This is a genomic window from Vibrio mediterranei (genome assembly GCF_900088415.1).
In the GTDB taxonomy this organism is placed as follows: Bacteria; Pseudomonadota; Gammaproteobacteria; order Enterobacterales; family Vibrionaceae; genus Vibrio; species Vibrio mediterranei.
The window spans coordinates 79,591-92,284 of record NZ_FLLQ01000008.1; the positions used below are offsets into that span (position 1 = coordinate 79,591).

The 12,694-nt window shown below is 46.4% G+C and carries 11 protein-coding genes and 1 other RNA gene; 3 read left to right on the forward strand and 9 right to left on the reverse strand.

Annotated elements, in window-relative coordinates:
* Positions 1-10 precede the first annotated feature (10 nt).
* From murD to rsmI, 9 genes are all read right to left on the reverse strand, one after another.
* Positions 11-1,339: a UDP-N-acetylmuramoyl-L-alanine--D-glutamate ligase gene (gene murD, locus VME0621_RS20220; RefSeq protein WP_062459872.1), complete on the reverse strand. Its 1,329-nt coding sequence runs from the start codon at positions 1,337-1,339 to the stop codon at positions 11-13.
* A 23-nt stretch (positions 1,340-1,362) separates the two neighbouring features.
* Positions 1,363-2,445, reverse strand: a complete 1,083-nt coding sequence (gene mraY / locus VME0621_RS20225) for a phospho-N-acetylmuramoyl-pentapeptide-transferase (RefSeq protein WP_062459874.1) — start codon at positions 2,443-2,445, stop codon at positions 1,363-1,365.
* Positions 2,442-3,806: a UDP-N-acetylmuramoyl-tripeptide--D-alanyl-D-alanine ligase gene (locus VME0621_RS20230; RefSeq protein WP_038223997.1), complete on the reverse strand. Its 1,365-nt coding sequence runs from the start codon at positions 3,804-3,806 to the stop codon at positions 2,442-2,444. Before VME0621_RS20230 ends, mraY begins: the two co-directional genes overlap by 4 nt.
* Positions 3,803-5,302, reverse strand: coding sequence for a UDP-N-acetylmuramoyl-L-alanyl-D-glutamate--2,6-diaminopimelate ligase (gene murE, locus VME0621_RS20235; protein WP_062459877.1), 1,500 nt, complete (start codon positions 5,300-5,302; stop codon positions 3,803-3,805). The genes VME0621_RS20230 and murE overlap by 4 nt, the downstream gene beginning before the upstream one ends.
* Positions 5,303-5,311: 9 nt before the next feature.
* Positions 5,312-7,048, reverse strand: coding sequence for a peptidoglycan glycosyltransferase FtsI (locus VME0621_RS20240; RefSeq protein WP_006072706.1), 1,737 nt, complete (start codon positions 7,046-7,048; stop codon positions 5,312-5,314).
* Complete coding sequence (gene ftsL, locus VME0621_RS20245) at positions 7,045-7,365, reverse strand: cell division protein FtsL (protein ID WP_006072704.1); 321 nt, start codon at positions 7,363-7,365, stop codon at positions 7,045-7,047. The genes VME0621_RS20240 and ftsL overlap by 4 nt, the downstream gene beginning before the upstream one ends.
* 11 nt (positions 7,366-7,376) lie before the next feature.
* Entirely contained in the window at positions 7,377-8,327 is a 951-nt protein-coding gene (rsmH, locus tag VME0621_RS20250; RefSeq protein WP_006072702.1) for a 16S rRNA (cytosine(1402)-N(4))-methyltransferase RsmH, read from the reverse strand.
* Positions 8,328-8,480: 153 nt separating this feature from the next.
* An RNA gene (gene rnpB, locus VME0621_RS20255) (RNase P RNA component class A) lies at positions 8,481-8,887 on the reverse strand.
* A 30-nt stretch (positions 8,888-8,917) separates the two neighbouring features.
* Positions 8,918-9,781 carry a 16S rRNA (cytidine(1402)-2'-O)-methyltransferase gene (gene rsmI, locus VME0621_RS20260; RefSeq protein ID WP_006072698.1) on the reverse strand — a complete coding sequence of 288 codons (864 nt, stop codon included), beginning with the start codon at positions 9,779-9,781 and terminating at the stop codon, positions 8,918-8,920.
* A 62-nt stretch (positions 9,782-9,843) separates the two neighbouring features.
* Here rsmI and VME0621_RS20265 point away from each other — a divergent pair, with 62 nt between their 5' ends.
* Genes VME0621_RS20265 through VME0621_RS20275 form a run of 3 tightly spaced genes read left to right on the forward strand, consistent with a single transcriptional unit; the run spans position 9,844 to position 12,693 of the window.
* Complete coding sequence (locus VME0621_RS20265; protein WP_231892980.1) at positions 9,844-11,748, forward strand: penicillin-binding protein activator; 1,905 nt, start codon at positions 9,844-9,846, stop codon at positions 11,746-11,748.
* Positions 11,711-12,100, forward strand: a complete 390-nt coding sequence (locus tag VME0621_RS20270; RefSeq protein ID WP_038224001.1) for a YraN family protein — start codon at positions 11,711-11,713, stop codon at positions 12,098-12,100. Before VME0621_RS20265 ends, VME0621_RS20270 begins: the two co-directional genes overlap by 38 nt.
* Before the next feature lie 2 nt (positions 12,101-12,102).
* On the forward strand, positions 12,103-12,693 hold the full coding sequence (locus VME0621_RS20275; protein WP_006072694.1) for a phosphoheptose isomerase: 591 nt from the start codon (positions 12,103-12,105) through the stop codon (positions 12,691-12,693).
* Position 12,694 lies beyond the last annotated feature (1 nt).

The following is a 12,694-nucleotide window of genomic DNA, read 5'->3' on the forward strand; positions in this document are numbered from 1 at the left end:
GCGAGTCCGTTTAACTAACTTGTTTTGAAAATTGCTGAGCCAGCTGAGTAAAGTCATATCCACGAGCCATAAAATTGGCAAACTGATCAAAGCTTGCACAAGCTGGAGATAACATAACCATATCACCCTTTTGCAGTTCGGGTGTAATGTCGGCTAGGACATTATTGAGCGTGTCATATCGAACCGCCGATGGATGCAAAGTCATGAACTCCTCACCATCTCTCCCAAAACAGCACAACTTCACATTCAGCTCAGACAGGGGGTTGGCTAACTCAGAAAAATCAGCGCCTTTACCAACACCACCCACCAAAAGATACAGTTTACCCGCTAAGGTTAAGCCAGATAACGCTGCAAGTGTGCTCGCCACGTTAGTAGCCTTAGAATCATTCACCCACTTGACGCCCTTTTCATCTGCAACCACTTGGCAACGATGACTCAAACCAGTGTACTCAGCCAAACACGCCAAACCTTTTCGGTAGTCGATATCGCTCAGTTTGAGCAGTGCGCAGGCCACCAGCGCATTAGACCAATTGTGCTTGCCAACCAAACGAAGCTGGTCGGTGGAAATAATGGTTTCACCGTTATCGACTAGCCAGACTTGTCCGTCGATTTCACGCATACCGAAGTCTTGCTCATTGAAACCAAACGTTGCTACAGGAAGTTCGGCATGCTCAGGGGAAGTCTCTGGCTCATCACGATTCACCAAAGCATATTCAGCATTGAAGAAAATACGTCGTTTCGCTTGCGCATAGTCTTCCATCCCATAGTAGCGATCCATATGATCTTCGGACAGATTCAAAAATGTCGATACTTTGGTTTTTAGTGAGTAGGTTGTTTCGAGTTGGAAGCTAGATAACTCTAGGACATACAAGTCAGCATTCAGTTCCAGCAAATCTAAAGCAGGAACACCAATATTACCGCCAACACCGACGTTGATACCCGCAGCTTTGGCCATTGCCCCTGTTAGATCGGTCACTGTACTTTTACCGTTAGAGCCCGTAATAGCAATAACAGGCTTGGTATTTGCCCACGCAAACAGTTCGATATCGCCAACAACGCGAATACCTTTGTCCAGTGCTTGCTGAATTTCTGGTGTTGCCAAAGCAATACCAGGGTTGCAAACAATCAGGTCTGCTTGACTCAACCACTCAGTATTAAAGCTTCCAGCATGCAGCTCTACACCTTCTGGCAACTGCTCAGCACCGGGAGGGTTCTCCCGACTGTCCATCACACGAACAGTCACGTCTGGATGGTTTTTACTAACATGATTAACGACAGAGAGCCCGGTAATACCGAGCCCAACTACAACGACTTGCTTTATGTCTTGCCAAGAATCCATGAACTGATTGTCCTACTGCGTTTCTAACGTACTTTAAGAGTGGCTAATCCAATAAGAACTAGTACGATTGAAATAATCCAAAAACGAACAATAACACGTGGTTCCGGCCAGCCTTTCAGCTCGTAGTGGTGATGAATAGGTGCCATACGGAAAATACGCTGGCCACGCAGTTTGTATGAACCAACCTGAAGAATAACCGACAGCGTTTCCATTACAAACACGCCACCCATAATAACAAGCACGAACTCTTGACGAACCAACACCGCAATCACACCAAGTGCACCACCAAGAGCCAGTGAGCCAACATCACCCATAAACACTTGCGCTGGATACGTGTTAAACCAAAGGAAGCCAAGGCCAGCCCCTACCATTGCGGTACATACAACGACCAGCTCAGAGGTATATGGGATATAAGGAATATGTAAGTAGTTAGCGAAGTTTACGTTACCTGTTGCCCAAGCAATAACCGCAAAACCCGCCGCGACAAGCACTGTTGGCATAATAGCCAAGCCATCCAAGCCATCCGTTAGGTTTACAGCGTTACTTGTGCCTACAATAACAAAATAGGTGAAGACGATATAAAACAGTCCCATCTGCGGCATCACGTCTTTGAAGAACGGCACAACCAATTGAGTTGCAGCTGTATCTTGTCCATGAGCATATAAAGCGAAAGCCACGAACAGAGCAATAACTGACTGCCAAAAATACTTCCAACGAGCAATCAAACCGTCTGTGTTCTTACGAACAACTTTGCGATAATCGTCGACAAAACCCACTGCACCGTAGCCAAGTAAAACAACCAATACAGCCCAGATATAAGGGTTGCTTAAGTCAGACCACAGCAACACTGTTAATGTAATCGCAAACAAGATCATCACGCCGCCCATGGTTGGCGTTCCGCGCTTACTAAAGTGCGATTCAGGACCTTCGTTACGAACAACTTGACCGATTTGCAGCATTTGCAGGCGGGCAATCATTTTAGGTCCCATCCATAAGGATAACCCTAAAGCGGTTAACACACTGACTATGGCTCTGAATGACAGGTATTCAAACAGTCGAAAAAAAGAAAAGTATGGCTGTAGTAATTCCGCAAGCCAAATAATCATGTGTAAGTCTCCTTCAGTGCATTAGCAATGGTGTACATGCCTGCACTTAGTGCCCCTTTCACCAATAAGGTATGAGAGGTCTGGTTTAGCTGTGTTAAATTGCGCTCGATATATTCAAGCATGCTGTCGTGACTCTGAAAATGCATACCACCACATAGGTCACTGATAACCTTCGCATCTTCACCATAGGTCAAAACATGTTCAAATGCGAAAGGAGCAGCATGTTGTCCGACTTCTTTGTGAAGTGCAAGACTTTCATGCCCCAATTCTGCCATATTACCCAGAATCAACCAGCGCTGCCCTTGCTTAAACTGTGCAAGTAAGTCAACCGCCGCTTTCATCGCAGGCACACTGGCGTTATAGCTGTCATCAATTAAGGTAATGTGCTCAGTAAGTTTTTCGACATCAACTCGACGTTTAACCTTACTTAGCGATTGCAAACCTATTTTGATTTGCTCTAAGGTCGCACCACATTGAATCGCCAAAGCACTGGCAGCAACGGCATTCGCCACATTATGCTCACCTAGCAATGACAACTGCAATTCGACATTGCCGATAGGTGTGTGCAGTGTAAATAACGGATAGCCCTCTGATGACATCGCTATGTCAGAGCCATAAAAATCGGCGTTAGTGTTTTGTTTAGAGAACGTTATAAGGTTTTTATCTTGTAAAACTTCTGACCAAATCGACTCACCTTGGCTATCGAGATTGATCAGCGCTGTCCCGTTGGCTGTGAGACCCTGGTAAATTTCACCTTTCGCAGTTTTCACGCCATCAAGAGAACCAAAGCCCTCTAGGTGCGCTTCTGCCACATTATTAACCATGGCAATATCAGGTTTCACCAGCGCCGTGGTGTAAGCAATCTCGCCAATATGATTCGCACCTAGTTCGATAACAGAAAAGTCATCTTGTGGTGTGCTGCGAAGTAATGTCAGTGGGACGCCAATATCATTATTGAAGTTGCCAGCCGTATAGAGCACTTGTCCAAGGCCAGATAAGATACTCGCCACCATCTCTTTTACTGTGGTTTTGCCACAGCTACCAGTAATGGCAAGAGTTTTTGTGCCACAACGACGATGCACTTCAGCTCCTAATAAGCCAAGTGCAACTTTACTATCTGCTACGATAACCTGCGGAATATCAATATCCAGTTGACGTTCAACAATAAGTGCGGCGGCACCTTTATCAGCAGCTTGCTGGCAAAAATCGTGAGCATCAAAGCGCTCACCGACTAACGCAATAAACAGTGCTCCAGACTGAATCGCACGAGTATCTGTCGTGACTTCTAGGATTTGAACCTCACCGCCACTCTGCGTACCTTCAACAATATTGGCAATGTCAGATAGTGTTAATGCAATCATAATGTAAGTCCCAATAATGTTGCGGCCGATTCTCTGTCTGAGTAATGCACCGTTTCGGTACCAACAACCTGATAGTCTTCATGACCTTTACCGGCGAGTAAAATAATGTCCGATGCCTCAGCTTGGTTCATCGCCACCCGCGCCGCATCAAACCGTTTGTGTTCAACAATAGCAGCTTGCGGTTGGCTCATACCGGCCAACATATCTTCGACAATAGCAGCAGGGTCTTCACTTCGAGGATTATCATCACTAAGAATAACGTGGTCAGCTAAGCGTTCAGCGATCGCCGCCATCATTGGTCGTTTACCTTTATCTCGATCACCACCGCAGCCGACAATCACCCAAAGTTTACCTTCACAATGTACTCGCAACGCCAACAGCGCTTTTTCAAGAGCATCGGGAGTGTGAGCATAGTCGACAACTATTTTAGGTTTATTGGTGGATTGGAATAGTTCCATTCTGCCAAGCACTGGTTGCAGTTTCGGCGCAGTTTGTTGCAGATGTTCGATATCAAAGCCAAGCGCTAATAACGACGCAAACGCCAACATGAGATTGCTAGCGTTAAATTGACCAATCAGTGGTGCATGCAGATTGCCTTGCCCAAAGTAACCATCGAATTCAAGTGAGATTCCGCTATCGCTGTATTCTACTGTTGTTGCCCACAGCCCTCTTTCACCTTCTTGACGTCCTTCCACAGACACCGCGATGGCATCACTTCGTTCCGTCAACCAACGGCGACCAACGACATCATCAATATTGAGAACCGCATGTTCACAATGATGGCCGGTAAACAGGAGCTTCTTCGCGGCTTCGTATCCTTCCATTGTGCCATGATAATCGAGATGATCACGGCTCAGATTGGTAAAAATACCTAACTTAAATGGCACAGCGGCAACGCGACCTTGAACTAAGCCGTGAGAAGACACTTCCATCGCTGTATAGTTCGCACCTTGCTGATCTAACTTTGCTAAGATTCGCTGTACATCAATGGCACTGCCTGTGGTGTTTTTTGCCTCTTCAAGCTGATCTAAGAAGCCATTGCCCGTCGTGCCCATAATAGCGGCTTTATCACCGAGTAAATCAATCCATTGAGCAATAAGCTGGGTGATGGTGGTTTTGCCATTCGTCCCAGTTACACCAATGACTTGTTGCTGATATTGATATAGGCGTGCCGCGATGACAGAAAGCAGCGTGTCGAGTTGGTAGAGATGGATAATTGGCACTTCACCAATATAGGTCACTTCGCCATGCTTATGCTCACTGTCTGCTTGAGCTAGCACAGACGTAGCGCCTGCTTGCACTGCTCTTTCGATAAACAGACGGCCATCGACAGTATGACCAATGATCGCGACGAAGCTATCGCCTTGTTTAATAGCCCGGCTATCTAATTCCAAATTGGAAACGACTATGTCATCAAGTGACAAGTAGCTCACTGAGCTTTCCATTTCGCTAATCCAAGGTTTTAGCAGTTTTGCCAATGTCAAAGAGGTCAACATTGTTTTCACCTATTTTTGAAACTGATTTTCATCAGGTGCTACATTTAATATTTGCAGCGAGCCTTTCATAATTTCTGAGAATACTGGGCCTGCAACAGCACCACCATAATACTGATCACCTTGTGGTTCGTTAATCACCACAACAAGCGCAATGCGAGGGTCACTCACAGGAGCAACACCCGAAGTAATTGCCACGTATTCGTCACTATAGCCACCAGCGGCTGCTTTTCGTGATGTACCTGTTTTGGCTGCAACACGATACCCAGGAACGGCAGCACGCGTCGCTGTACCACCAGGTTGAGTTACCGCTTCTAGCATGTGTAATACTTCAACCGCGTAGTGATGGTCTATGACCTGCTTCGATAAATCTTGCTGGTTATTCTCGATAATATGCACTGGTTGATACAACCCGCCATTACCTAATGTCGCATAGGCATGCGCTAATTGCAGTGGAGTAATCGAAATACCATAGCCGAAGGCAAGTGTAGCAATTTCAAATTGAGACCAACGGCGACGGTTAGGGAAAATACCGGTGGTTTCACCGACTAAGTTCAACCCAGAAAGCTGGCCAAAACCGATCGAACTATACATTCCCAATAGTTCTTGCAGTGGCATTTCCAACGCAAGCTTAGCCACACCGATGTTACTGGACTTTTGAAGAATCTTCGCCAAGTTAGCCTTACCAACTTTTGAAGTATCACGAACGCGACTCCCACCAATTTGCATGATGCCATTACCGGTATCAATCACGGTATTTTCATCGGCTACACCCGCTTCTAAAGCGGCTAACACAACAAACGGTTTAACAGTCGAACCTGGTTCCATCGCATCGGTTATCACTCGGTTACGCATGGTAAAGGATTGACGAGAGGAGCGATTATTAGGGTTGTATGATGGTGCATTGACCATAGCCAACACACCGCCAGTCTTCACATCGATAATCACTGCACTGCCTGAGGTCGCGCGGTAATCAGCAACGGCTTGTTTTACTGCGCGATAAGCAATCGCTTGCAAACGCTGGTCAATAGTAAGTTCGAGCGGCTTACCCTCTTCGCGCTCCTCTAGAGAGATATTTTCTACGACTCGACCATAACGGTCTTTACGAATAATGCGTTTACCCGCCTCACCTGTCAGCCATTTATCATAGCTGCGTTCCACCCCTTCGAGACCATGACCATCAATGCCAGTGACCCCAACTAAGTGCGCGCTGACTTCACCAGCAGGGTAATAGCGGCGAGATTCAGCTTTCAGTCCAACTCCCGAGAGTTTTAACTCTTTGATGTACTTTGCCATTGCAGGGCTGACTTGGCGTTGCAGATAGATAAAGCGGCGAGTTTTGTTTTTCTCAATCTTATTGATAAGGGCCTGTCGGTCAAGACCGAGTACATCCGCTAGGGCATGCCAACGGTCAAGTTTTGCCAAACCATTATCTTTAAATATCGTAGCAGGATCTGCCCATACCGCTTGAACTGGAACGCTGACCGCCAAGGGCTCGCCATTGCGATCTGAAATAATGCCGCGGGCAGAGGGAAGTGCTTTAACGCGAACCGAACGTAAATCACCTTGCTTGATTAAGTTATCCGGTTCGATAACTTGGATATAGCCGATTCTGGCTACCAGTGCAGTGAAGATTAATAACACACAACCTAAGATGAGACGAAAGCGCCATGCAATCAGCGTTGGAGCTTCCGCAGTTTGTGTACTTTTCTTCTTGTTGGAGGGTTTTACAACTTTTTTGCCTTTCATTTCAGGGAAACCACTACTTCCTTGTCAGCATCAGGACGCTTCATATCCAGTTCTTGCTTTGCCATCGCTTGGACTCGACTATGTTCAGACAACGCATTTTCTTCAAGAAGTAAGTTGCGCCATTCATTATCAAGCCTTTCACGCTCTTGGAGCGCCACATCTTTTTGGTTTATTGCCTGGCGAGTATGGTGAGTAGCAAAGACGACCCCCATCGCTGACGCGAATATTAATAGCAGTACCATTAAAGGAACTCGACCCACCGTTATGATATCTATCCCGATGAGTTTGGCTAAGTTGTGTTTTGGCTCGTTAGACATCCACTTGTCCGCTACAGTTTTTCTGCAACTCGAAGTACAGAGCTGCGTGATCGCGTGTTCATTTCAACTTCTTGATCGGATGGTTTAAGTGCTTTACCAATTGTTTTTAGATTTGCACTCCCCAAGGCACGAATTTGATCTTCCGTCATTGGAATACCGTGAGGCACTTGAGGGCCTCTACTTTCTTTACGCATAAAACGCTTTACCATGCGATCTTCCAACGAGTGGAAACTGATAACAGATAAACGACCTTCTGGTGCTAGAATGCTTGCCGCTCCTTTTAGAGCAGTATCGATCTCTTCAAGTTCACTGTTGATATAGATACGAAACGCTTGGAATGAACGTGTCGCTGGGTGCTTCTTCTCTTTGAAGCTTTTTGGTGCCGCGTCAGAAATTAACTTCGCTAGCTGGCCTGTGCGAGTAAGTGGCTCTTTCTCTTCATCTTCACGATGAGCAACAATCGCTTTAGCGATTCGACGAGCGTGCTTATCTTCACCAAATTCACGAATAACCCAAGTGATATCATCTAGCTCAGCCTGAGCCAACCATTCAGAAACCGGCATACCTGATGTTGGGTCCATGCGCATATCCAGTGGGCCATCTTTCATAAAGCTAAAACCACGTTCCGCATCATCCAGTTGTGGTGAAGAGACACCTAAGTCCAGCAACACACCGTCAACTTTACCAACTAAATCATAGCGCTCCGCATATTCTGCCATACCAGAAAACGGGCCGTGAATAATGGTGAATCGTGGGTCATCGATTTTACCCGCTTCTTCAATCGCTTGAGGATCTCGGTCAATACTATAAAGGCGACCATTTTCACCCAATTGTGAAAGAATTTGACGACTGTGACCACCACGTCCAAACGTCCCATCGATATAGATACCGTCAGGTTTAATGGCTAAGCCATCGATAGATTCATGAAGTAGTACCGAAATGTGTTGGAATGATTCGCTCATTGGTGATCTCGAGAGTTGCTAAAGGCAAAGTAGACAAGTGTACTGATTTCCTTCAGTAACGTCATCTGGTTAAGTTCAGCCTAACGTAAAGATAGGTGATAAAAAAGCAAAAAACCCATCACAAAATCAATTTGTAATGGGTTTTTTTATAATAGGTGAAGTTGACCTGTACGCCGGGTTCTGTATCCGCCGAAGCGGTGATAGCCATTCGTCTAGGCCAGCAATCGCTCACTGGCTCGAGCAACCTACCCGCCTCCATACGCGAGCAACGCAATGTGGAAGCCTATTTGGTCTTGCTCCGGGTGGAGTTTACCTTGCAACGAACTGTTACCAGTCGTCCGGTGCGCTCTTACCGCACCCTTTCACCCTTACCTGTGCTCCTTCCGAAGAAATGGAGCCATCGGCGGTCTTCTCTCTGCTGCACTTGTCGTGGGCTCACGCCCCCCAGGCGTTACCTGGCACCCTGCTCTGTGGAGCCCGGACGTTCCTCCCCTCCGTCAGTCTCCCCCAAGACAAGCTCAAGGGGACGTCAACGAAGCAGCGACTATCCAGTCAACTTCAGGGCGCGGATTGTAGCGGAGCGCGAGCAATTACTCAAGGTTTTCTAAACCCCATTTGTATAATGCGTTCTTTTTCAGGTTATAAATCTCTGCCGTCGCTGCCGCAGCTTTTTTCAATGGCAGCTCTTTAACTAAGATCGCTAAGGTTCGAGTCGCCTCGTCTGGTAGCGTGTCCGTCACGGGTTCGCGGTATCCATGAATCAATAAAACCATCTCACCGCGCTTGCGGTTTTCGTCTTCTTCAATCCATTCAACCAATTCACCTAATGGCAGGCCCTGTATGGTTTCGTAAGTCTTTGTCAGCTCACGTGCCAATACAACTTCACGCTCCGGACCAAGAACTTCAAGCATATCTGCCAACGACTCAGTGATTCGATGTGGTGACTCATAGAAAATACAGGTACGCTCTGCCTTAGCGATTTCCATAAACTTGTCTTTACGACCTTTGCTTTTTGCAGGCAAGAAACCTTCAAAGCTAAATCGATCAGATGGTAGACCTGAGGCGCTCAAGGCAGTTATTACGGCACACGCACCAGGTAATGGCACAACTTTAACGCCCGCTTGACGACATTGAGACACTAAATGGTACCCTGGATCGCTGATCAGTGGCGTACCCGCATCTGAAACCAATGCGATGGATTCGCCCGCTAACAATTTATCGACTAAAACTTGTGCTTTTTGCTGCTCATTGTGATCATGGAGCGCAAATGTCCTAGTTTGAATATTGAAGTGCGATAAAAGTTTACCCGTATGACGAGTATCTTCAGCAGCAATAATATCGACGCTGTTTAAGACATCGAGCGCTCTTTGTGTGATATCACCGAGATTTCCAATAGGAGTCGGTACAATAAAGAGCGTTGGTTGCTCAATATAAGTGGTTTTGTTGCTTGTCATTTGTTTACCAGCACTTCAACGATTAATATAATGATTTTACACGAATAGTGATTAAAGAGCTCATGGCAATGATGAACCCAAAGAGAAATAGTGTAACACGCCTACTGACTCCAATTGCATTGGCTTTGTCCATTGCCGCTTGTTCTACTCAGCCAAGCGCCCCAACGAGTGTTGATATCACCCTTGCTCCAACCGCATCTTCTGAAACGTACTTAATGCGTGCCGATGCCGATCAAGGTGGTTTTGCTAATGAATGGCTAATTCTAGCGTTCAAAGCATCGATTCAAGAAGGCAACTACGAACAAGCTAAGCGACTTTCTAATCGTCTAGCCAAACAAAACCTAACCGTTATTCAGCAAGCAGAATGGCAGTTAGCTCGTGCCGAGCTTAACCTAGCGCAAGGCAATGCACAGGATGCGTATCTACAACTGAACTTCCCTGCGGAATGGCCTCTTGCCCAACAGCAATGGCAACGTTACTACGAGTTAAGAGCGCAAAGTCTGGCCCAATTAGGCCGCTACTTTGAGGCTAGCCGAGAATTGATTGCCATGTCAGGTTTCGCTCCACGCGAAGAGCAGCAAGGCATCAATGATGAGATTTGGAATAACCTCAACCAGTATTCTGCTGAGCAGCTTTCAACCCTAGTCGCAGAACCTAAAGAAGAAGTTCTTGATGGCTGGTTACAGCTTGCAACTTATATGAAAGCACTAGGTGGTAGCCTTCCACAGCTACAAAATACCTTAAAGAACTGGTTGGCCGAGAACCCAGACCATCCCGCTGCTGAATATACCCCGCAAAGTATCTTAGACATTTTAAGTTTAGAGATCACGACGCCTCACAGCACTGCACTGTTGCTTCCATTAACGGGCAAATATGCGAAACAAGCGCAGCTGGTTCGTGATGGGTTTATGATGGCAATGATGGACGATGAGCAGCGCAACCCAGAAGCGATTTTTACCGTTATCGATACTAATGAAACAGCTCCAGCAGATATCAAGGCACAACTAATTGCCAATGAAGTGGACTTCATTGTTGGCCCACTTATCAAAGAAAACGTTGAGAAACTGCAGCAAGCACAAAAACAATCTGAAACGCCAATTCCAGCACTCGCACTCAATATTCCTAGCGAGTTAGAGCCATCACAAATGATGTGTTACCTAACGCTTTCCCCAGAGCAAGAAGTGGCGCAAGCCGCTGCTCATCTTTCTGAAGGTAACTATGAGTATCCTCTAGTCCTAGCACCAAGAGGCAACCTCGGTGACCGCGTAGTGAAAGCATTTGAAGAAGAGTGGGCAAAAGTCAGTGACAACAAAGTGGCTATTGCACAATATGGAAATCGCGCTCAGCTGCAAAAAACCATCAATAATGTATTCGGTCTTCAGCAAAGTCAGCAACGCATTGCCCAGATGGAAGCGTTGACAGGCATGAAGCTAGAGAATCAACCACGTAGCCGCCGTGATATTGACTCTGTTTACATTGTTGCTAACAGTGCAGATCTGACGTTGATCAAACCGTTTATTGAAGTGGCGATTAACCCAGATGCGAAGCAACCTCAATTGTTTGCTGATTCACACAGCCACACTAGTAAACGTCAATACGAGGATCTCACTGGCGTAGTCTACAGTGATATCCCTCTGCTGATTGACCAAGATCCTCAGCTTGACGCACAAATGACCAAGTTCTGGCCGAAGAGCTCGAATGCAGAGAAACGTCTGCAAGCATTGGGAATGGATGCTTACTCATTAACTAAAGAGTTACCGCAGTTAAAAGCCGTTCAAGGTTATTCTGTAGATGGCCAAACTGGCACATTGAGCGTTGATTCTGACTGTGTTGTACAGCGCCAAATTTCATGGGGTGTATATGGTCAAAAGCCAACTCAAGTAACGGAAGCCTCTGAGACACAAGCGCCTAACACGGAAGAAGGTACGGATGGCACTGCTACCGTGGAACAACCGATCAGCCAATAAAAGAGCGGTTGGCAAAAACTACGAAATTCTCGCTAAGGACTATCTAGGTCGACAAGGTCTGGTAGCCTTAGCGGAGAATTACACCGCTAAATGCGGTGAGTTGGACCTCATCATGCAAGACGGTTCCACTCTTGTCTTTGTCGAGGTAAAGTATCGTCAAAGCACTCAGTATGGCTTAGCTCAAGAGATGGTGACGCCCTCTAAAGCACGAAAGCTTCAAAAAGCCGCCACCCTTTGGTTGCTGCAAAACGGCTTATCGCCTTACGATACTGATTTTCGATTCGATGTCGTTGCCATTCATCAGCAAGGCAATGACATTAACTGGATAAAGAACGCGATCACTCAAGGATAACCATGCGCGATAGCATTAAAGAAAGTTTCACTGAAAGTATTCAAATTCAAATTGCGGCTGCAGAAGCGCTTCCTGACGTTATTACCCACGCTGCACAAGCCATGGTAGCAACACTACTCAACGGTCACAGAATTCTTTGCTGTGGTAATGGCGGCTCAGCTTCCAACGCCCAACAGTTTGTCTCTTGTTTACTGAACCGCTTCGAAACTGAACGTCCCAGCTTACCCGCTATGACTCTAACTGCCGATAGCACCACTATGACGGCAGTAGCAAATGACTATAACTTTGAAGATATCTTTGCCAAGCAAGTACGCGCCTTTGGTCAGGCTGGAGATATATTGCTTGCGATTTCTACCAGTGGTAACAGTAAAAACGTCATCAAAGCGATGGAAGCCGCAGTAACTAGAGATATGACCATCATCGCCTTTACTGGTAAGGACGGCGGCGAAATGGCAGGTCTGCTGGGTGAGAATGATGTTGAAATCCGTATCCCATCTCACAGAACCGCACGCATTCATGAGGTGCATATGGTAACTCTGCATTGCTTATGCGATCTTATTGACCAAGTTCTGTTCCCTTCCCACGAAGAGTAAT